Source organism: Paraburkholderia agricolaris (genome assembly GCF_009455635.1).
Lineage (GTDB): Bacteria > Pseudomonadota > Gammaproteobacteria > Burkholderiales > Burkholderiaceae > Paraburkholderia > Paraburkholderia agricolaris.
Genome location: NZ_QPER01000002.1, coordinates 1,266,194 through 1,286,425 on the forward strand (window position 1 = coordinate 1,266,194; position 20,232 = coordinate 1,286,425).

A 20,232-nucleotide genomic window follows, 5' to 3' on the forward strand; every position below is an offset into this window, starting at 1 on the left:
TGTCCATAATACGAACTCTTGCCAACTGAAAGCGCTCTGCAAACTCACGGAACCCCGCCACGACGATGAAAGAAGAATCGCCGAAAGCCATCTTTTATGCGCTTGCCGCCAACCTCGGCATCGCCATCTGCAAGTTCGCTGCTGCCGCCTTCACCGGCTCCGGTTCGATGTTCGCCGAAGCCATCCACTCCACTGCCGACTGCGGTAACCAGTTGCTGCTGCTATTCGGCCTGCGCCAGGCGCGCCGGCCCGCGAGCCCGTTGCATCCCCTGGGCGGCGGCCGCGAGATCAATTTCTATTCGTTGCTGGTGGCGTTGCTGCTGTTCTTTGTGGGCGGCGCGTTTTCGGTGTACGAGGGCGTGCATCGCCTGTTTGCGCGGGAACCTTTGCAGTACGCGTATGTAGCGCTTGTCGTACTGGGTGTTTCGGTCGTGCTCGAGACGCTTTCGCTGTGGGGCGCGATCAAGGAGATCCGTAGGACGCATCCCGACAAAAACCTGTGGCGCTGGTTTCGCGAAACGCGCGAGTCCGAACTGCTGGTGGTGGCCGGCGAGGACATTGCCGCGTTAGCGGGGCTTGCAATCGCCTTCGTCGCGGTGCTGCTGACGATGGTGACCGGCAATCCTGTCTATGACGCTTTGGGTTCCATCGGCGTGGGCGTATTGCTGATGGTGATTGCGTGGCTGGTGGCGCGCGAAGTGAAGTCCATGATCGTCGGCGAATCGGCGGGGCCGGAAGTGCGCCGCGCGATCGAGGCGCATCTGGGCGCCCGGTCGGAGATTCGCAGCATCATCAACATGATTACGCTGCAATGGGGCCGCCACGTGGTGGTGGCCGTGCAGGCCGAAATGATCGACTATGCCAGCGGCCGCGCGATGGTCGATGCGATCAACGTGATCGAAGCGGACCTGCAGGCGGCGTTTCCGCAAGTGCGCTGGGTGTTTTTTGAACCGGACGTGCCGCGGGTTTGATGCATTGTCTTGCTTGCGGTGCCCGTCCGGTCCATTGACCGTTTATTGAAACCCGGTCACCGCGTGCGGCACATACAGTTCTTCCAGTCGGCGGATTTCGTCCGCGCTCAGATTCAGCGAGAGCGCGGCGACCGCATCGTCCAGGTGATGCAGCTTGGTCGCGCCGACGATTGGCGCGGTGATCGGCTTCTTCTGCAAGACCCACGCGAGGGCCACCTGCGCTCGCGGCACACCGCGTTCCCTGGCAATCTCGCTGACGCGCTCGACGATCCGGCGATCCGCGTCTTCGGTTTGCGCGTATAAGGTGCGGCCGAACGCGTCGGTCTCCGAGCGTGCGCTTTCGGTGTTCCAGTCGCGCGTCAGGCGTCCGCGTGCCAGCGGGCTCCACGGAATCACGCCCACGCCTTCGCTTTCGCACAGCGGCAGCATCTCGCGCTCTTCCTCGCGGTACAACAGATTCACGTAGTTCTGCATGGTCACGAAACGCGTCCAGCCATTGCGTTCGGCTACATGCAGCGCCTTGGCGAACTGCCACGCGTACATCGACGATGCACCAATATAGCGCGCCTTGCCGGCTTTCACGACGTCGTGCAGTGCTTCCATGGTTTCTTCGATCGGTGTGCCGTAGTCCCAGCGGTGGATCTGATACAGATCGACGTAATCCGTACCGAGGCGCCGCAAGCTATTGTCGATTTCGGTCATGATTGCCTTGCGCGACAGGCCTGCACCGTTCGGGCCCGGATGCATGCGGCTATTCACCTTGGTTGCCAGCACGATTTCGTCGCGCTTTGCAAAGTCCTTGAGCGCACGGCCGACGATTTCTTCGCTGGTGCCGTCCGAGTAAACGTTGGCCGTGTCGAAGAAATTGATGCCGTGGTCGAGTGCCTGCTTGATGAAAGGACGTGCCGCTTCATCGTCGAGCGACCAGGGGTGAGTGCCGCGAGCGGGCACGCCGTAGCTCATGCAACCGAGACAAAGACGCGATACATCGAGGCCGGTGCGGCCGAGTTTCACATAATCCATCGTGGTGCTCCTGGGTTGAAGCGCGCAAACGCGATGCGTGCTGAAGGTCCCCCATTATAAGAACGGCGGCGTTGACGCGCTGAGTGGCCGACGGGCCGCACGGGCATGCGGGTAGGCGGGAGTTCAGGCGCGGCGCATGAATTGCCGCAACACGTAGTGGAAAATAATTTCTTCGCATCTATACTTCTTTCGGCCTGAAGGCAGTCCCTCTCCCAATTTGCATCAAAAGAAAAAGGAAGGATCCCGATGCTGACTCGCACACTTGGCGCGTTCTGCGCAATGACACTCGCGGCTTGCGCCGCTTTCACGTCCGGCCCGGCTAACGCCGACGACAACGCGGGCTATTCGCAAGGTGACGGCGGCTCACGCGGGCTGCCGGTCAAGGTGATGATCATTTCGATGTTTGCACCCGAGGGGCAGGTATGGCTGGACCGGCTTGGGCCATGGCGCGAGATTACGGTCGACGGCCTGTCACCTGATTACCCGACGGTTCATTGCAATAAGCAGGACGTGTGTGTCATGACCACTGGCATGGGGCATAGCAATGCTGCCGCGTCGATCATGGCGTTGACCTTCTCGCCGCGTTTCGACTTGCGGCATACGTACTTTATGGTCGCGGGGATTGCCGGGATCGATCCGCAGCAGGGCACGGTTGGGTCTGCCGCGTGGGCGAAGTATCTTGTGGATTTCGGAATCCAGTGGGAGCTCGATGCGCGGGAGATTCCGCCGGGCTGGAATACCGGGTACCTGGGGATCAATACCACGGGTCCCACGGCCAAGCCGCCGCTCGATTATCGGACGGAGGTGTTCCAGTTGAATACCCAGCTGGCCGATACGGCGTTTGCTTTGTCGCGCAGTGTGGTGCTGTCCGATAGTGCTCAGGCGCAGGCAGCGCGAGCCAAGTATTCTTATGCGCCGGCGAATCGGCCGCCTACCGTTATTCAATGCGACACGCTGGCTGGAGACACCTGGTGGTCGGGGACGCTGCTTGGGCAGCGGGCGCGGGACTGGACCAGAATTCTGACCGACGGCAACGGGGTTTATTGCACGACGCAGCAGGAGGATAACGCGACGTATGAGGCGCTTAAGCGCGCGGCCTCGGTGCATAAGGTCGACTTGAATCGCGTTGCGGTGCTGCGGGCCGGGTCAGATTTTGATCGGCCATATGATGGGCAGACTAGTGCGGATAATCTGCTTAACTATGCTGCGCAAGGGGGCTTTACGATTGCTATTGAGAATTTGTATAGGGCTGGGAGTCCGCTTGTGCAGGATATCGTTAGTCATTGGGGGGAGTGGAGGGAAGGGGTGCCTAAGAGGTAAGGGTTGGGGCCTGTTCGGCGGTTTCCTTGTTGTTGATCTGGGTCTTTGGCTTTTCCTTGCTTTGTTAGTGGTCTATTAGCGTTGCCCCTGTGCGGGGCGGCACCTACTTTTCTTTGCCTGCCGCAAAGAAAAGTAGGCAAGAGAAAGCGGCTCAAACCGCTAATTCTTAAGCGGGTCCCCCGCACAGTAGCGGTAGTGGTGCATCTGGAATCTGTCGCCTCGCACATTCGGCGTTAGTGACAAGGCAGTCATACTTCCGGCGGCGCTGTGCGCGCCGACGCCCGGTTCAGAAAGCCATCAGTTATGCAAATCACCGACCAGGTTTCCTTGGTAGACCCGTCCGCGACGCACGTAGTGCGGAGTGGGAGCTGATGAGCGCTTTGTCGCTAGCGCGGAGTGTGCGAGAGCACGGATTCCAGATGTACCACTACCGTGGCTGTGCGGGGGACCCGCTTATGAGCTAGCGGGGTGAGCCGCTTTCTTTTGCCTACTTTTCTTTGCGGCAGGCAAAGAAAAGTAGGTGCCGCCCCGCACAGGGGCAACGCTAATAGACCACTAACAATTCAAGGAAAGGCCAAAAGACCAACACCAGAACGGACCACTAACAAAACAAGGAAACGCCAAAGACCCAGATCAACAACAAAACCGCCGAACAGGCAAAAAAACCTCTACTGCTGTGGCGCCCGATAAGGCGTCCACACAGGCGCATCCACATCCCAATCATCGAGTTCAGACGGCGTCATAACGTACTCCTTTACAAAGAGTGAAACAACAAACCAAAACCGTGATGAAAATTTCTTATGGAAACCGAATCATCGCGGCATAGCCGCTTCACTGCCCATCAGCAACACGCGTCACATTGCCATTTCTGCCTTCCTGCAAGGCAATGCGCGCAGCCTGCGTCTGCCCAATCAAACCTTTATTCGGATACGACGTGCGATTCAATGCGGGCAGCGACCCATCCCGATACGCCGCAACCAGTTCAGCCTGAACCTCAGCGCGAGTCTTCCCACCCGTAGTCGGAACAGGTTGCGTTTCATAGGTGCCCGCACGACCAATACCCCCACCACCAGCGTTGCCTTGTGCAAACACCGGCGCGCTGGCCAGCAGCGAAAGAGCCAGACCTGCTAAGAGATTGCGTTTCATGATTCACTCCTGTCGATTTGTTTGCAGCGCAAGCAGCGCCGCGACAGGGTGAAATGTAGACTTCGAGCCAGTGCGGATAAATCGCACTTTCGCGAAATGAATTGTCGCGATTCCAGAACAATCGCGATAACGTGCGCGCCCCGCCGGTTACTGCAGGGCAACCGCGGCATTAGAGCCGCGGTTGGAATTCACTGTTCCAGATTCTGTACTTCAACTCGTGCGAATCAGGCAACCCATTCCGTCATCACCGGCGTATCGAGCGTCGGAGCAGATTCGCGTTCTTCAAACGTGCGCTTCGTGCACATCGCGTCGAGACTGCCGCGCCCGCTCAGCAACGGGCAACGATCGAACAGCTCGGCAATCCAGTCTACGAAAACGCGGACTTTAGGCGACAGATGCCGACTGTGCGGATAGACTGCGGAAATCGGCATCGGTAAAGGCTTCAGCTCCGGCAACACTTCAACCAGCTGGCCCGAACGCAGATGCGGCAGCACCATGAAGAGCGCCGGCTGAATCAGACCGAAACCTTCCAGTCCGCAAGTTACGTAGGCATCAGCGTCGTTCACCGACACAATGCCCTTCATTTTCACTTCGACTTCTTTGCCATCAACCATGAAGGCCCAATCGATCGTGCGCCCCGTGCGGCTCGAAAAATAATTGACTGCTTTGTGATTCTCGAGGTCCTCAAGCGACGCCGGCATGCCCGCGCGTTCGATGTAGTCGGGGGCGGCGCAGGTCACGCCCTCGAACAAACCGATACGCCGCGCCACCAGCGACGAATCCTGTAGCGCACCCACACGTACAACGCAATCCACGCCTTCCTGCAACAGGTCGACGGGCCGGTCCGTCAATCCGAGTTGCAGGTCGATGTCCGGATAGCGCGTGTGGAATTCACACAGAGAAGGGATCACCAGCAAACGTCCGATCGATCCCGGCATGTCGATGCGCAGCTTGCCGTGCGGCTTCTTGTTGCCGCTCTGGAAGCTGGCTTCGGTCTCTTCGACGTCCGCCAGGATGCGCACGCAGCGTTCGTAATACGCAGCGCCGTCCGGTGTGAGCGACAAACGCCGCGTGGTCCGGTGCATCAAACGCGTGCCGAGGAACGCTTCGAGATTCTGAATGATGGTGGTGACCGATGCGCGCGGCAGGTCGAGCGTTTCCGCCGCACGGGTAAAGCTGTTGGTGTCGACGACGCGCGTGAACACTTGCATGGCCTGAAGCCGGTCCATTGCAAACCTCCAGAAAGGGGCGGGCGCACTGAGCAGGAATCGAATCCGCAGAGCAATCGCATTCGATTGTTCAGGGGCGCCGAATTGTGTTGCCGGATTATAGGCATTTATTTACGAGTCTGCCGAACCCACAATTCGCACCATTGAAGTTCTATGCGCATTGCGCGGCTCGACATGGATGCATTTAAACCGCCGTACTCCTTTGTGCCCGCCGGCAGCGGCCCGGCACAGGCAGACAGCACGGCACTTGAGGTCACTGACGTGCAGATCGAAGGGCACGCCCAGGACATAACGTTGCGTTTGTACCGGCAGTCACACAAAACCGCACTGCCAGTACTGCTTTACTTCCACGGCGGCGGTTTTACCAAGGGCTCGATCGATCAGGCCGACTACGCCGCACGTTATTTCGCAGAACACTTACCGGCCCTGGTGGTCTCGGTCGGTTATTCGCTGGCGCCGCAGTTTCCGTTTCCGGCGGCGCCTGAAGACGCCCATCGCGCGGCGCTGTGGGTGCAGACAAGAGCGCGCGCGTTTGGCGGGAACAGCAAGAAGGTCGGCGTGGCGGGCCACGACGCGGGCGGGCAACTGGCCAATTGCCTCGCTTTCATCGCCCGCGATCGCGGCGACGTGCGCATCGTCGCGCAGGCGCTGTTCGGACCGATGCTCGACCCGAGCCTCACGCGTCTCGGCGACGAGAAGCGTCTGGGTTCGGACATCACGGCGAAGGAATGCGCGGCGTGTTATCGCGCGTACTTGCCGCAAGCGTCGCAACGCATGCATCCGTACGCCGCGCCGCTCGAGTCGTCACGTCTCGCGGGCCTGCCGGCCACGCTGATCGCGACGGCGCAAAACGATGTGCTGCATGTGGAAGCGGAGAAATACGCGAGCAGTCTGATCGACGCGGGTGTGCTGACCCAGGTGGTCCGCTATCCCAGCATCTCACACGCCGCGTTGGCGGACCATCCGCCCGCCTTGCAGGAAGCGGTCAGGTTTTTTCAGTGGCGCTTCGATGCGCGCGCCCATCGCTGAGACAGAAATAAGCAGAACTTTAACCAACGATACCGGGAGCTTCACATGACTATCCTTCCTCTTTCCCGTCGCCGTGTGGCGATTGCAGCGCTAGCCGTCATCGTGGTGGCCGGGCTGGGCACGTTCGGCGCGATTCGCGTCGACGCAAGCTCGCCCGCCGCGCCGACCATCGTGCCGGAAGTCGATGTTGCCACCGTGGTGCAAAAGACCATCACCGACTGGCAAAGCTATTCGGGCCGCCTCGAGGCGGTCGAAAAAGTAGAGGTCCGTTCGCAGGTGCCGGGCACGATCGTGTCCGTCAACTTCAAGGACGGCGCGCTCGTGAAGAAGGGCGACACGCTGTTCGTGATCGATCCGCGTCCGTACGCAGCCGAAGTCGACCGCGCCGAAGCACAGGTCGCGGCGGCGCAGGCGCGCACCGGCTACACGCAAAGCGATTGGGAACGTGCGCAACGCCTGATCGCCGACAACGCGATCGCCAAGCGTGATTACGACGAGAAGCAGAACGCCGCGCGCGAAGCGAGCGCCAATCTGAAGGCCGCGCAAGCAGCCGTCGAAACGGCTCGTATCAATCTCGGCTACACGAAGATCGTCGCGCCGGTGTCGGGCCGCGTATCGCGTGCGGAAATCACGGTGGGCAACGTGGTGGCGGCGGGCGCAAGCTCGGCGCCGCTCACCACGCTGGTGTCGGTTTCGCCGATCTACGCATCGTTCGACGTCGACGAACAAACCTACCTGCAGTACCTGAGCCGCGCGAAGGATGGCCGCAAGGTGCCGGTGGACCTGGGCCTGGCGGATGAAAGCGGCTACTCGCGCAGCGGCACGATCGAGTCCGTCGACAACCGGCTGGACACGTCGTCTGGCACGATCCGGGTGCGCGCGCGTTTCGATAACCAGGATGGTGCATTGATCCCGGGTCTGTATGCGCGCGTGAAGGTCGGCGGCAGCGAGCCGCATCCGGCACTGCTGATCGACGACGCCGCGGTGGGCACCGATCAGGACAAGAAGTTCGTGCTGGTGGTCGACCAGAGCAATCACGTCATCTATCGGGAAATCGCGGTCGGCAGCATGCAGGGCAACCTGCGCGTGGTCAAGGGCGGCTTGCAGCCGACCGACCGGATCGTCGTGAACGGTATTCAGCGCGTGCGTCCGGGCGATGCAGTGCGTGCTCACATGGTGCCGATGACCGCCGATCAGGACCCGAATAGCGCGCCGCTTGCGCAGACGCGAGCGAAAACCGCGGACAAGAATTCGTGAGCCTCGTGCACCGCGCTTATCCAGATCGTCTGAGCTACCCGTATTTTCTGGCGATAGCGGGCGCATGCTCCAACGTTAAGAGCTTCCAATGAACATATCCAAATTCTTCATCGATCGACCGATCTTTGCCGGTGTGCTATCGGTATTGATCCTGCTGGGGGGCATTATTTCGCTCTTCAAGCTGCCGATTTCGGAGTACCCGGAAGTCGTGCCGCCTTCGGTGGTGGTGCACGCGCAATATCCGGGCGCCAATCCGAAGGTGATCGCCGAGGCGGTCGCCGCGCCGCTCGAGGAGCAGATCAACGGCGTCGAGAACATGCTGTACATGCAGTCGCAAGCCAATAGCGACGGCAATCTCACGCTGACGGTGACCTTCAAGCTCGGCACCAATCCGGACCTTGCGACGCAACTGGTGCAGAACCGCGTCAACCAGGCGCTGCCGCGCCTGCCGGAAGACGTGCAACGGCTTGGCATCACGACCATCAAGAGTTCGCCTACGCTGACGATGGTGGTCCACCTGATCTCGCCGAACAATCGCTACGACATGACGTATCTGCGCAACTACGCGCTGCTCAACGTCAAGGACCGCCTGGCGCGAATTCAGGGCGTCGGCGAAGTGCAGTTGTGGGGTTCGGGCGACTACGCGATGCGTGTCTGGCTCGATCCGCAGAAAGTCGCACAGCGCGGTTTGACCGCGACCGAAGTGGTCAACGCGATCCGTGAGCAGAACATTCAGGTGGCAGCCGGTGTGATCGGCGCATCGCCTTCAGTGCCGGGCACGCAATTGCAGTTGTCGGTGAATGCGCGTGGCCGTTTGAGGACTGAGGGCGAATTCGGCGACATCATCGTCAAAACCGCGCCGGATGGCGGCGTGACGTACCTGCGTGATATCGCACGTGTCGAACTGGCGGCGTCGGAATACGGCCTGCGTTCGCTGCTGGATAACAAACCGGCGGTGGCGCTCGCTATCAATCAGGCACCGGGTGCGAACTCGCTGGCGATTTCCGACCAGGTTCGTTCCGCGATGAAAGAGCTGGCGGAAGATATGCCGGCCGGCGTCGAGTACAAGATCGTCTATGACCCGACGCAATTCGTGCGGTCGAGTATCGAGGCGGTGATCCACACGCTGCTCGAAGCGATCGCGCTGGTGGTGATCGTGGTGATCGTGTTCCTGCAAACGTGGCGTGCATCGATCATTCCGCTGATCGCGGTGCCGGTGTCGATTGTCGGTACGTTCTCGTTGCTGCTCGCATTCGGCTTCTCGATCAACGCGTTGTCATTGTTCGGGATGGTGCTGGCCATCGGGATCGTGGTGGACGATGCGATCGTGGTGGTGGAGAACGTCGAGCGGAACATCGAAAACGGGCTCAGCGCGCGCGATGCCACCTATAAGGCGATGCAGGAGGTGAGCGGGCCGATTATCGCTATCGCGCTGACGCTGGTCGCCGTGTTCGTGCCGCTCGCTTTCATGACCGGCTTGACCGGCCAGTTCTACAAGCAGTTCGCGATGACCATCGCGATCTCGACGGTGATCTCGGCGTTCAACTCGCTGACCTTGTCGCCGGCTTTGTCCGCGATGCTGTTGCGCGGCCACGGCGCCAAGGAAGACTTCCTGACGCGCTTGATGAATCGCGTGCTGGGCCGCTTCTTCAAGGGCTTCAACAAGGTCTTCCATCGCGGCTCGACGGAGTATGGCCGTGGCGTGAAGGGCGTGCTGCGCCGTAAGGGCGCGATGCTCGCGGTGTACGCGATCCTGCTGGGCGCAACGGTGCTGATCTCGCGCGTCGTGCCGGGCGGTTTCGTGCCGGCGCAGGACAAGGAATACCTGATTGCCTTCGCGCAATTGCCGAACGGTGCGTCGCTGGATCGTACCGAAAAGGTGATCCGCGATATGAGCGCGATCGCATTGAAGCAGCCGGGCGTGGAAAGCGCGGTGGCATTCCCGGGTCTGTCGGTGAACGGCTTCACTAATAGTTCGAGCGCGGGCATCGTGTTCGTCACGCTGAAGCCTTTCAAGGAGCGCGGCAACAAGAAGCTCTCGGCGGGTGCGATTGCCGGTGCATTGAACCAGCAGTACGGCGCGATCAAGGACTCGTTCGTGGCGGTGTTCCCGCCGCCTCCGGTGCTGGGCCTCGGTACGCTCGGCGGCTTCAAGATGCAGCTGGAAGACCATGGAGCGGTGGGTTACGCGGAGCTGAACAAGGCTGCGGAGGCATTCGTGAAAAAGGCGGCGCAAACGCCTGAACTCGGACCGACCTTCTCCAGCTATCAGATCAACGTGCCGCAGCTGAATGTCGATCTGGATCGCGTGAAGGCCAAGCAGCTCGGCGTGCCGGTCACGGACGTGTTCAACACGATGCAGATCTATCTCGGCTCGCTGTATGTGAACGACTTCAACCGCTTTGGCCGCGTGTATCAGGTGCGGGTCCAGGCCGATGCGCCGTTCCGTCAACGTGCCGACGACATCCTGCAACTGAAGACGCGTAATGCGGCTGGCGACATGGTGCCGTTGTCGTCGCTGGTGACGGTCACGCCTACGTACGGTCCGGAAATGGTGGTGCGTTACAACGGTTATACGGCTGCCGACATCAACGGCGGTCCGGCGCCGGGTTACTCGTCGGGCCAGGCGCAAGCCGCGGCTGAACGCGTGGCGGCGGAAACCTTGCCGCACGGTGTCAAGCTCGAATGGACCGATTTGACGTATCAGCAGATCATCGCCGGCAATGCGGGTTTGTGGGTGTTCCCGATCAGCGTGCTGCTCGTGTTCCTCGTGTTGGCCGCATTGTATGAAAGCCTGACGCTGCCGCTCGCGGTGATTCTGATCGTGCCGATGAGCGTGCTGTCGGCGCTCACCGGGGTGTGGCTCACGGGCGGCGACAACAACATCTTCACGCAGATTGGCTTGATGGTGCTGGTGGGGCTGTCGGCGAAGAACGCGATTCTGATTGTGGAGTTTGCCCGCGAGCTGGAGCATGACGGGCGTACGCCGCTGGCAGCGGCGATCGAGGCGAGCCGTTTGCGTCTGCGGCCGATTCTGATGACGTCGATCGCTTTCATCATGGGTGTGGTGCCGCTGGTGCTTTCGAGTGGAGCGGGTTCGGAGATGCGTCACGCGATGGGTATCGCGGTGTTCTTCGGCATGCTCGGCGTGACGCTGTTCGGTCTGATGCTGACCCCTGTGTTCTATGTGGTGCTGCGTACGTTGGCGGGCGGGACAATTCACGTCGCGCAGAAAGACGCACCGCATCTTGGGGCGCCGTTGACGGACGCCTGAGGAGAAAATAAAAATGAATCGCTTTGAATCTTTAGGCGGGTGGGGCCGGGCGGCTGCCAGCGGTTTGCTGGTGGCGTTGCTCGCGGCCTGCTCCGTGGAACCCACGTATAAGCGGCCGGAGGTGGATACGCCGGTTGCGTTCAAGGAAGCGCCGGTTGCTGCTTCGGGTGCGTCCGCTACATCGGCTACATCGGCTACTTCGGCTACGTCAGCCGCATCGCCGCAGGACGCGGGCACCTGGAAACAGGCGCAGCCCGCCGACGACGCGCATCGCGGCGAATGGTGGACGATTTTCGGCGACCCGCAGCTCAACGCGCTGGAAGAGCAGGCGGCTGCCGCGAATCAGGACCTGAAGGCGGCTGCGGCCCGCGTGCAGCAGGCGCGCGCGGTGACCCAGGCGGCGAAATCGGACTGGTTCCCGAAGCTCGACGCGGGCTTCGGCCCAACGCGTGAACGGGCATCGGCAGCCTCGCAATTCCAGCCGGATAGCGCGGGTGGCACGAACGGCACGATCTGGCGCGCCCAGGTGGGCGCGTCGTATGAGACCGATCTGTTCGGGCGGGTCGGTTCGAACGTGAACGCGTCGCGTGCCGACGAGCAGCAAACTGAAGCGCTGTTTCGCTCGGTGCAGTTGTCGTTGCAGGCCGACGTCGCGCAGAACTACTTTCAGTTGCGCGAACTCGACACGGATCAGGATCTGTACCGCCGCACCGTGGCATTGCGCGAAGACACGCTGAAACTGATCGAGCGCCGTTTCAAGGAAGGCGATATCGGCGAGCTGGATGTTTCGCGCGCTCGCAACGAACTGGCGAGTGCGCGTGCGGACGCCGTGGGCGTGGCGCGTCAGCGCGCGGCCTCCGAGCACAGTCTGGCGATTCTGCTAGGCAAGCCGCCGGCAGATTTCTCGTTCGCGGAAGCGCCGCTCGTGCCTGTGACGGCGCGCGTGCCGCCAGGATTGCCTTCGGCACTGCTCGAACGTCGGCCGGATATTTCGGCGGCGGAGCGGGCGATGATGGCGGCGAATGCGCGGGTTGGTCTGGCGAAATCGGCGTTCTTCCCGAAGCTCGATATTACGGGTGGGGCTGGCTTTGAATCGGCGACGCTGGGCGATCTGTTCATGTGGTCGAGCCGCGCGTTCATTCTCGGGCCGTTCGCCGGTACCGCGCTGACGCTGCCTTTGTTCGACGGCGGCCGCCGCAAGGCAAACCTGGCGCAAGCGCGTTCGAAGTACGACGAGGATGTCGCGCAATATCGTCAGCAGGTGCTGGTGGCGTTCCGTGAGGTCGAGGACAATCTGGCCGATCTGCGTTTGCTCGACGATCAGATGCGCGAGCAGAACAATGCGGTGGTGGCCTCGCAGCGTGCGGCGCATCTGTCGCGCACGCAGTACACGGAAGGCGCGGTCAGCTATCTGGATGTGATTGACGGCGAGCGGCAGGTGCTGCTTACGCAACTGCAGGCGAGTCATTTGTCGGGTACGCAGGCAGTGGCGACCGTCAATCTGATTCGCGCGCTAGGCGGTGGCTGGGGCGATGCGAAGCCGGCGGACGATACGGCGGTGGGCGCGGTTGCGCCGGCCTCGGGTGCGATTGCCGCATCGAGCAGCTCTGTTGCTGCTTCTGCCTCAGCGCCGGTGGATCAGGTGGCGAAGCGTTAGGGTTGGCTTCCGGTTTGCTGGTCGATGAGGAACGCCGGGTTGCGCTTGCCAAAGCGCGGCCCGGCGTTTTTTTTTTGCTTATGGAGTGTGTCGATGCACGCGCGGGGTGCGCCGCTCCAAATCATTTTTCCCGCTTTCCTTCCCAAAATCCGTTCGTAGACCGCCGGTTTTCCGCCGTCTATCATGATTCGCACCTCATCTGGAGAGAGGCGATGACCTGTCCGACCTGCCACTGTCCGCGCTGATCCGCTCGCGCGCTCTATTGCCGTTGCGCGCCGGTTAAACCGCGCGTTGCAGATTTCCGTTATCCGTTTGCCTGACCGATTCCGGCACGCCTGCCCGCGTGCTGTGGGATCGGCTCGTCCCGAAACACGCCACGCCGCAACCCTAAAGAGCTCACCATGCCCATTTCTCTCTCCGCCGTGCAGCGTTTTTTCCGCGCGCCCGCGCTGACGCTGATCGGTGTATTCAGTGTATTCGGCGTCGCGCTGGCCTTGTTTGCCGCGCCGGCTTCCGCGGCAGATACCCCGACACTGAAAATCGGCATCGCCACCAGCCCGCAAATCGAAGCGCTCAAAGTGGCCGCGCGCGAAGCGAAGGAGCAGGGGCTGGACGTGAAGATCATCGAGTTCACCGACTGGAATACGCCGAACGCGGCACTCGCCAACAAGGATATCGACGTCAACTATTTCCAGCACATCCCGTTTCTCGAGAACGCAAAGAAGCAGGGCGGCTATAACTTCGTAGCGATTGCGCCAGGCACGATCATGAAGATCGGTCTGTACTCGAAGAAGATCAAAAGCTTCGATCAACTGAAGGACGGTGCCACCGTCGCCATTGCCAACGATCCGGTCAACGGCGGCCGCGGTCTGTTGCTGCTGCAACGCGCCGGTCTTATCAAACTGACGCCGGGCATCGACTATCGCGCTACGACGCTTAACATCATCGACAACCCGAAGCACCTGAAAATCGTCCAGCTTGAAGCATCGCAGTTGGCCCGCTCGCTCGACGACGTCGATCTCGCCCAGGGCTATCCGAGCTTCATCAAGCTCGCGGGCACCACCGATCCGAATAGCGCGTTGCTGTTCGACGGCGTGGAAAACAAGAATTATGCGATTCAGTGGGTTGTGCGCCCGGAAAGCGCAAACGATCCGCGTATCCGCAAGTTCATCTCGATCTATCAGCATTCGCCCGCGGTGCGCGCGGCGCTCGATAAAGCCTTCGGCAATCTTTACGCCGTTGCCTGGTAAGGTGCGCGATTCAGTTGCGTAATAAGGCTGCGAAGGCTGCGAAGGCCGCACGGCCAGCGTCAAATAGAGCAAGGAGCCACACGATGGCGAAGAAAAAGATTCTGCTGAACGCGTTCAACATGAATGCGGTCGGCCATATCAACCATGGTTTGTGGACGCATCCGCGGGACCGGTCCGCACAGTACACCGACCTCGATTACTGGACGAGCCTTGCGCAAACGCTCGAGCGCGGCAAGTTCGACGGGATCTTTCTGGCGGATATCGTCGGCGTATACGACGTTTATCAGGGCGGTCCGGACACGCCGCTGCGTGAATCGGTGCAGATTCCGATCAACGATCCCTCGCTGATCGTGCCGGCCATGGCGCACGTGACCCAACATATCGGCTTCGGCGTCACATCGAATCTGACTTATGAGCCCCCGTACCTGTTCGCGCGCCGTATGTCGACGCTGGATCATCTGACCAAAGGGCGGGTGGGCTGGAACATCGTTACCGGCTATCTGGACAGTGCCGCGCGCGGCATGGGTCTCGCGCAACAGATCAGTCACGACGATCGCTACGATCGCGCGGACGATTACATGGACGTGGTCTACAAGCTATGGGAGCAAAGCTGGGAAGACGACGCCGTGGTGCGCGATCGTGCGGCGCGTATCTTCTCGCATCCGGGCAAGGTGCATCGGGTGAAACACGACGGTCCGTACTATTCGATCGACGCCATCCACCTGAGCGAGCCGTCGCCGCAACGCACGCCGGTTCTCTATCAGGCGGGTTCGTCGAGCCGGGGCGTCGATTTCGCGGCGCGTCACGCGGAATGTGTGTTTGTCGGCGGGCAGAACAAGCAGCTTACGCGTTCCATTGTCGACGACATCCGGGCGCGGGCGGTGCGCTTCGGCCGTGCGCCTGACGATATCAGGATCTTTGCCGGCATTACCGTTGTAGTCGGCGAAACGGAACGCGCCGCACAGGAGAAGTTCGAGGAGTACCGGCGCTATGCGAGTGCCGAAGGCGGCATCGCGCACTTTTCCAGTTCGACCGGCATCGACTTCTCGCAATACGCGCTGGATGACCCGATTTCGTACGTGAAGACCGAATCGATGCAATCGGCCGTTGAGGCAATTTCGAAGAAGAGCGTGAGCGGCGTTTGGACTAAACGCAAGGTACTCGAGCAGATGACGCTGGGCGGCCGCGCGAAGCCCGTGGTCGGTTCGCCACAACAGATCGCGGACGAGTTGATCTCGTGGATAGAGGAGGCGGGCGTGGACGGATTCAATCTGACGCGTACGGTCATGCCCGAATCGTTTGAAGACTTCGTCGATCTGGTGGTGCCGGAGTTGCAGAACCGCGGCGTGTACAAGGAAGACTACGACCCGGCGCCGACGCTGCGCGAAAAGCTATTCGGCGGCGGCCGCGCGCGATTGCCCGAGGTGCATGCCGGCGCGCAGCATCGGCGTCGTGCGCAAACCGCTGCACCGTCCACCGTGGACGCCTGAGAGGAACGCAGCCATGGCTAATCTTTTCGACGTGCCGCAGTTCATTGAAGACGCACCGTCCCTCGGCTTGAATCGTGTTGCGCCCGACACCGCGCAGGACGCCGTCGTTTTCGACGATGTGGGCAAGCTGTTCGCCAACACGCGCGGTGTGTCGACCGCTGCGCTTTCGAACGTCACGCTGAAGGTAGCGCGTGGCGAGGTGTTCGGCATTATCGGCCGCAGCGGCGCAGGCAAATCGACACTGCTGCGGCTCGTCAACGGCCTGGAAAAACCGAGTTCCGGCGCGGTTCGCGTGAATGGCGTGAGTGTCGGCGAGCTCGACGAACGCGGGCTGGTCACGTTGCGCCGGCGCATCGGCATGGTGTTCCAGCATTTCAATCTGCTCTCCGCGAAAACGGTGCGCGAGAACATTGCGTTGCCGCTAAAAATCGCCGGCGCGCCGAAAGCGGCGATCGACGAAAAGGTCGATGCGTTGCTCGATCTGGTCGGGCTGTCGAGCAAGCGCGACGCTTATCCGGCGAGTTTGTCCGGTGGGCAGAAACAGCGCGTTGGAATCGCACGCGCGCTCGTGACCGATCCGGATATTCTGCTATGCGACGAAGCGACCTCCGCACTCGACCCGGAAACGACACAAGCCATTCTCGCGTTGCTGCGCGATATCAATCAGCGTCTCAAGCTGACCATCGTGCTGATCACGCACGAAATGCAGGTGATTCGCGAGGTCTGCGATACGGTGGCGGTGATCGAGCGCGGCGAAGTGGTGGAGACCGGTTCCGTGTGGCGCGTGTTTGGCGACCCGCAGCATGACGCAACGCGCGCGTTGCTGCGTACGCTGGTGCACGATCTGCCTGCGGATCTGGCCGCGCGCGTCAAACCGTTGCACGAAATTGCGCAAGCGGATGCACAGATTCTGCTGGACGTGCGTTTCACCGGCAGCGATGCAAGCGAGCCTGACCTCGGCGGATTGACTTCCGCATTGAGCCTGGCAGGAGGGCGGGTGAGCTTCGTGCACGGTGGCATCGACCGGATTCAGGGCCATGCGCAAGGACGTCTGGTGGTGTCGGCGGAAGTGCGCGCGAATGCGGGCGGCACGGTGCAAACGCAGATCGCGACCTTGCTCGAACGCGCACGCCGCTATGCCAATCATGTCGAGGTGCTCGGCTATGTCTGATCTCTGGCTCTCCGAGCTCGCCGATGCGATCCGCGACACCATCGTCATGGTCGGCGTATCTGCCTTCATCGCGGCACTGGTCGGCATTCCGCTCGCCCTGGTGCTGGTCACCACGACGCGAGGCGGGATCTTTGAAAAACGCGTGGTGAACAGCACGCTTGGCGCGCTCGTCAATGCGTTTCGCTCCACGCCGTTTATCATTTTGCTGGTTGCGCTGCTGCCGCTCACGCGTTTGCTGATCGGCACGACGATCGGCGTATGGGCCGCGATTGTGCCGCTCAGTATCGCGGCGATTCCATTTTTTGCACGTGTGGCCGAAGTGAGCCTGCGTGAAGTGGACCGCGGCTTGATCGAAGCCGCGCAGGCAATGGGCGCGCAGCGCCGGCATATCATCTGGCATGTACTGCTGCCTGAGGCGCTGCCAGGCATTCTCGGCGGCTTCACGATCACGGTGGTAGCGATGATCGGCTCCTCCGCAATGGCGGGCGCGGTGGGCGCCGGCGGTCTGGGCGACCTGGCGATCCGCTACGGTTATCAGCGTTTCGATACCACGGTGATGGTGACGGTAATCGTGTTGCTGATCGTGATTGTGACCGCGGTGCAATTTCTCGGCGACCGCTTTGTGCGGCGGCTTGCGCAGCGCGCATGATGGCGGCGGCGTGAAGATTCTCGCGAATCCGATCGAGCCCGAGTCGGTCGCGCGGATAAGCCATGCGCTGCTCGCCAAACTTTTTCACGTGGACATTCAATGAACGAACCTCGTTATCCCGAGGCGCTGCAAAACTTGCCAACCGACGCTGCGCCCGTGGTGCGCGATCTCGCCGGCTTGCTCAAGGCATTGCGTGCCAGTGCGGCTCAGCGCGACCGCGACGGCGGCCACGCCGCGCAGGAAAAACAATGGATCGCCGACGCAGGTCTGCTGACGCTCGCCGTGCCGCGTGAATTCGGCGGCCTCGGTGCGCGCTGGCCGGAGATCTACGAGACGATCCGGCAGATCGCGCGAGTCGACAGCGCGCTCGCGCATCTGCTGGGCTTCACGTGCCTGCAGGTGGTCAGCGTCAATGTGTGGGGCAACGCGGAACAACGTGCCCGCTACCTGAGCGGCACGGCGGAGGGGCGCTGGTGGTGGGGCAATGCGGTCAACCCGCTCGACACGCGACTCGTTGCTGGCGCAACCCGCGACGGCGGCTATCGCCTCGACGGGCAGAAAGGATTCTGCTCGGGCACACGCGGCTCGCACATGATGACTATTTCCGCGCTCGATCCGACTACCGGCAAAGCAGTATTCGCCGTGGTGCCGACCACCCGCGAGGGCATTACCGTTCACGAAGACTGGAATCCGATCGGCCAGCGGCAAACGGATAGCGGCAGCGTCTCCTTTGAACGAGTGCAGATCGAGCCGCATGAGGTGCTGGCGCGGGCCGACACGCCATACGCGAGTCTGCGCACGCTGATCTCGCAGCAGGTGCTGACCAATCTGTTCGTCGGCATCGCGCAGGGTGCGCTCGAAGAAGCTCGCGAGTACGTCACGCAATACGGCAAGCCGTGGATCTCTTCCGGCGTCGACCAAGCCACCGACGATCCTTACCTGATCCAACGTTTCGGCGAGATGCGTCTGCAGGCGGTAAGCGCGGAAGCGCTGGCAACGCGCGCGGCCTACGCACTCGAAGACGCATGGCAGCAGGGTCCGGCTTTGGATGCCGAAAAGCGCGCCCGCGTGGCGCTCGCCACCTCGGAGGCAAAAATCGTCGCGCATCGCGCCGCGCTCGACGTCAGCGAGAAACTGTTCGACGCCTGTGGCGCGCGCGCCACGCACGCACCGCTCGCACTCGACCGTTTCTGGCGCAACGCCCGGGTGCATACGCTGCATGATCCGCTCGACTACCGCGTGCGCGACGTCGGCCGCTACGCATTGAGCGGGACATTGCCGGAGGTTTCTTTGTACACTTGAAGCGGTTCGCGGCGGCCGGTATGAGGCGTCGCGTTTTATCCCCTTCAAGAGACCACCGGATTGCAGTTCAAATTACCGACTACCGCCACGGCGCCGTTTTGCCCATCTGAAGTACAAGGCACGGTTGCCGTTTCGCAAGGCGCGCCGTTCTGGAAAAAAATCCTGCAATTCGCCGGCCCCGGTCTGCTGATTTCGATCGGCTACATGGACCCGGGCAACTGGGCCACGGATATCGAAGCGGGTTCGCGCTACGGTTACAGCCTGCTGTTCGTCGTGATGCTGTCGAGTCTTGCGGCGATGGCGCTGCAATGCCTGAGCATGCGTCTGGGCATCGCTACCGGGCGCGACCTCGCGGAGTTGTCGAGGCTGCGCTATTCGCCGGGTGCCGCACGTTGTCAGTGGCTGCTCGCGGAACTCTCGATCGTGGCCTGCGATCTGGCCGAAGTGCTCGGCGGCGCGTTGGCCTTTCACTTGCTCTTCAAATGCTCGCTGACCACCGGCGTGTTGCTGACCGCCTTCGACACGCTGATCGTGCTCGGCCTGAAGGGCAAGAATTTTCGTGACCTCGAAGCGATCATGCTCGGCTTGATCGCGACGATCGGCGTGGGCTACATCATCGAACTGGCGCTGGTGAAGCCGCATTGGCCGTCGGTCGCGCAAGGATTGATTCCTTCGTGGCAGGCGCTCAGCAGCCGCGAGCCGATGTATCTGGCGATCGGCATTCTCGGTGCGACTGTGATGCCGCACAACCTTTACCTGCATTCGTCGATCGTGCAGACCCGTGCGGTCAAGCGCGATCCGGCCAGCATCAGGTCGGCGATCGGCATGTCGCGCATCGATACGATCGTCTCGCTGGTGATCGCGCTGCTGATCAACATGGCGATCCTGATTCTCGCGGCCGCTGCGTTCCACGCGACCGGCCACAATCAGGTTACCGAAATCGAAGACGCGTACAAGCTGCTGGCGCCGATCGTCGGTACCGGCTTTGCCGCGGTATTGTTCGCGATCACGCTGCTGGCGTCGGGGCAAAGTTCGACCTTTACCGGCACGGTGGCGGGGCAGGTCATCATGGAAGGCTTCCTGAAGCTGAAAATTCCATGCTGGCAACGGCGCTTCATCACGCGGGCGCTTGCCTTGATTCCGGCGCTGATCGGCGTGCAGATGATGGGCAACGGCGCTGTGGGCAAACTGCTGGTCGCAAGCCAGGTTGTGTTGAGTCTGCAACTGCCGTTCGCGCTTTATCCGTTGATTCGCATGACCAACGATCGTTCTCTGATGGGCGAATTCGCCAACAGACTGCCGACGCGGCTGCTCGCCTGGTCGCTGTTCGTGGTGATCAGCGCGGCGAACCTGTGGCTGGTGGTGCAGACGGTCGGTCTGGTGGACTGAGGAGGCAGCTAGCTGGTGGTGGTAGGGTAGAGCAGCAAGGCCGCGTCGGGCGAAAGCCAAATAAAAAAGGTCCGC

16 protein-coding genes are annotated in these 20,232 nt (G+C 61.4%); 12 read left to right on the plus strand and 4 right to left on the minus strand.

What is annotated here, in order from left to right; all coding sequences use genetic code 11:
• The first annotated feature begins 65 nt into the window (after nt 1-65).
• Nucleotides 66-971: a cation diffusion facilitator family transporter gene (locus GH665_RS27065; RefSeq protein ID WP_153140321.1), complete on the plus strand. Its 906-nt coding sequence runs from the start codon at nt 66-68 to the stop codon at nt 969-971.
• A gap of 42 nt (nt 972-1,013) precedes the next feature.
• Here the strand turns inward: GH665_RS27065 and GH665_RS27070 are convergent, their stop codons facing one another.
• Nucleotides 1,014-1,994, minus strand: a complete 981-nt coding sequence (locus tag GH665_RS27070) for an aldo/keto reductase (protein ID WP_153140322.1) — start codon at nt 1,992-1,994, stop codon at nt 1,014-1,016.
• Between the two features lie 246 nt (nt 1,995-2,240).
• Here GH665_RS27070 and GH665_RS27075 point away from each other — a divergent pair, with 246 nt between their 5' ends.
• Entirely contained in the window at nt 2,241-3,314 is a 1,074-nt protein-coding gene (locus GH665_RS27075; protein WP_153140323.1) for a purine-nucleoside phosphorylase, read from the plus strand.
• Between the two features lie 831 nt (nt 3,315-4,145).
• Here the strand turns inward: GH665_RS27075 and GH665_RS27080 are convergent.
• Both GH665_RS27080 and GH665_RS27085 read right to left on the minus strand, forming a co-directional pair.
• On the minus strand, nt 4,146-4,460 hold the full coding sequence (locus tag GH665_RS27080; protein ID WP_153140324.1) for a DUF4148 domain-containing protein: 315 nt from the start codon (nt 4,458-4,460) through the stop codon (nt 4,146-4,148).
• 224 nt (nt 4,461-4,684) lie between these two features.
• Complete coding sequence (locus GH665_RS27085; RefSeq protein WP_153140325.1) at nt 4,685-5,689, minus strand: LysR family transcriptional regulator; 1,005 nt, start codon at nt 5,687-5,689, stop codon at nt 4,685-4,687.
• Nucleotides 5,690-5,863: 174 nt separating this feature from the next.
• Between GH665_RS27085 and GH665_RS27090 the strand changes: the two genes are divergently transcribed.
• The 4 genes from GH665_RS27090 (at nt 5,864) to GH665_RS27105 (ending at nt 12,906) form a co-directional block, all read left to right on the plus strand.
• The gene (locus GH665_RS27090; RefSeq protein WP_153140326.1) at nt 5,864-6,718 is read left to right on the plus strand and encodes an alpha/beta hydrolase; all 855 of its coding nucleotides are present in this window, start codon (nt 5,864-5,866) and stop codon (nt 6,716-6,718) included.
• 45 nt (nt 6,719-6,763) lie between these two features.
• Entirely contained in the window at nt 6,764-7,975 is a 1,212-nt protein-coding gene (locus GH665_RS27095) for an efflux RND transporter periplasmic adaptor subunit (RefSeq protein ID WP_153140327.1), read from the plus strand.
• Between the two features lie 88 nt (nt 7,976-8,063).
• The gene (locus GH665_RS27100; protein ID WP_153140328.1) at nt 8,064-11,249 is read left to right on the plus strand and encodes an efflux RND transporter permease subunit; all 3,186 of its coding nucleotides are present in this window, start codon (nt 8,064-8,066) and stop codon (nt 11,247-11,249) included.
• Between the two features lie 13 nt (nt 11,250-11,262).
• Nucleotides 11,263-12,906 carry an efflux transporter outer membrane subunit gene (locus GH665_RS27105; RefSeq protein WP_153140329.1) on the plus strand — a complete coding sequence of 548 codons (1,644 nt, stop codon included), beginning with the start codon at nt 11,263-11,265 and terminating at the stop codon, nt 12,904-12,906.
• Here GH665_RS27105 and GH665_RS27110 read toward each other — a convergent pair.
• Complete coding sequence (locus GH665_RS27110; protein WP_153140330.1) at nt 12,903-13,091, minus strand: hypothetical protein; 189 nt, start codon at nt 13,089-13,091, stop codon at nt 12,903-12,905. The genes GH665_RS27105 and GH665_RS27110 overlap by 4 nt on opposite strands.
• A 216-nt stretch (nt 13,092-13,307) precedes the next feature.
• On the opposite strand from GH665_RS27110, the gene GH665_RS27115 reads away from it, so the two are divergent.
• The 6 genes from GH665_RS27115 (at nt 13,308) to GH665_RS27140 (ending at nt 20,157) form a co-directional block, all read left to right on the plus strand.
• Nucleotides 13,308-14,156, plus strand: coding sequence for a MetQ/NlpA family ABC transporter substrate-binding protein (locus GH665_RS27115; RefSeq protein ID WP_153140331.1), 849 nt, complete (start codon nt 13,308-13,310; stop codon nt 14,154-14,156).
• Between the two features lie 83 nt (nt 14,157-14,239).
• Entirely contained in the window at nt 14,240-15,646 is a 1,407-nt protein-coding gene (locus tag GH665_RS27120) for an LLM class flavin-dependent oxidoreductase (protein ID WP_153140332.1), read from the plus strand.
• A 13-nt stretch (nt 15,647-15,659) separates the two neighbouring features.
• Nucleotides 15,660-16,817 carry a methionine ABC transporter ATP-binding protein gene (locus GH665_RS27125; RefSeq protein WP_153140333.1) on the plus strand — a complete coding sequence of 386 codons (1,158 nt, stop codon included), beginning with the start codon at nt 15,660-15,662 and terminating at the stop codon, nt 16,815-16,817.
• Entirely contained in the window at nt 16,810-17,466 is a 657-nt protein-coding gene (locus GH665_RS27130) for a methionine ABC transporter permease (protein ID WP_153140334.1), read from the plus strand. The genes GH665_RS27125 and GH665_RS27130 overlap by 8 nt, the downstream gene beginning before the upstream one ends.
• 99 nt (nt 17,467-17,565) lie before the next feature.
• The gene (locus GH665_RS27135; protein WP_153140335.1) at nt 17,566-18,768 is read left to right on the plus strand and encodes an acyl-CoA dehydrogenase family protein; all 1,203 of its coding nucleotides are present in this window, start codon (nt 17,566-17,568) and stop codon (nt 18,766-18,768) included.
• A 60-nt stretch (nt 18,769-18,828) separates the two neighbouring features.
• Nucleotides 18,829-20,157, plus strand: a complete 1,329-nt coding sequence (locus GH665_RS27140; protein ID WP_153140336.1) for an Nramp family divalent metal transporter — start codon at nt 18,829-18,831, stop codon at nt 20,155-20,157.
• The last annotated feature ends 75 nt before the right edge of the window (nt 20,158-20,232 follow it).

Excerpts from the sequence above, each read along its gene's own strand:
- GH665_RS27065 (WP_153140321.1), top strand. The coding sequence starts at position 66 with ATGAAAGAAGAATCGCCGAAAGCCATCTTTTATGCGCTTGCCGCCAAC.
- GH665_RS27070 (WP_153140322.1), bottom strand. The coding sequence starts at position 1,994 with ATGGATTATGTGAAACTCGGCCGCACCGGCCTCGATGTATCGCGTCTT.
- GH665_RS27075 (WP_153140323.1), top strand. The coding sequence starts at position 2,241 with ATGCTGACTCGCACACTTGGCGCGTTCTGCGCAATGACACTCGCGGCT.
- GH665_RS27080 (WP_153140324.1), bottom strand. The coding sequence starts at position 4,460 with ATGAAACGCAATCTCTTAGCAGGTCTGGCTCTTTCGCTGCTGGCCAGC.
- GH665_RS27085 (WP_153140325.1), bottom strand. The coding sequence starts at position 5,689 with ATGGACCGGCTTCAGGCCATGCAAGTGTTCACGCGCGTCGTCGACACC.
- GH665_RS27090 (WP_153140326.1), top strand. The coding sequence starts at position 5,864 with ATGGATGCATTTAAACCGCCGTACTCCTTTGTGCCCGCCGGCAGCGGC.
- GH665_RS27095 (WP_153140327.1), top strand. The coding sequence starts at position 6,764 with ATGACTATCCTTCCTCTTTCCCGTCGCCGTGTGGCGATTGCAGCGCTA.
- GH665_RS27100 (WP_153140328.1), top strand. The coding sequence starts at position 8,064 with ATGAACATATCCAAATTCTTCATCGATCGACCGATCTTTGCCGGTGTG.
- GH665_RS27105 (WP_153140329.1), top strand. The coding sequence starts at position 11,263 with ATGAATCGCTTTGAATCTTTAGGCGGGTGGGGCCGGGCGGCTGCCAGC.
- GH665_RS27110 (WP_153140330.1), bottom strand. The coding sequence starts at position 13,091 with ATGATAGACGGCGGAAAACCGGCGGTCTACGAACGGATTTTGGGAAGG.
- GH665_RS27115 (WP_153140331.1), top strand. The coding sequence starts at position 13,308 with ATGCCCATTTCTCTCTCCGCCGTGCAGCGTTTTTTCCGCGCGCCCGCG.
- GH665_RS27120 (WP_153140332.1), top strand. The coding sequence starts at position 14,240 with ATGGCGAAGAAAAAGATTCTGCTGAACGCGTTCAACATGAATGCGGTC.
- GH665_RS27125 (WP_153140333.1), top strand. The coding sequence starts at position 15,660 with ATGGCTAATCTTTTCGACGTGCCGCAGTTCATTGAAGACGCACCGTCC.
- GH665_RS27130 (WP_153140334.1), top strand. The coding sequence starts at position 16,810 with ATGTCTGATCTCTGGCTCTCCGAGCTCGCCGATGCGATCCGCGACACC.
- GH665_RS27135 (WP_153140335.1), top strand. The coding sequence starts at position 17,566 with ATGAACGAACCTCGTTATCCCGAGGCGCTGCAAAACTTGCCAACCGAC.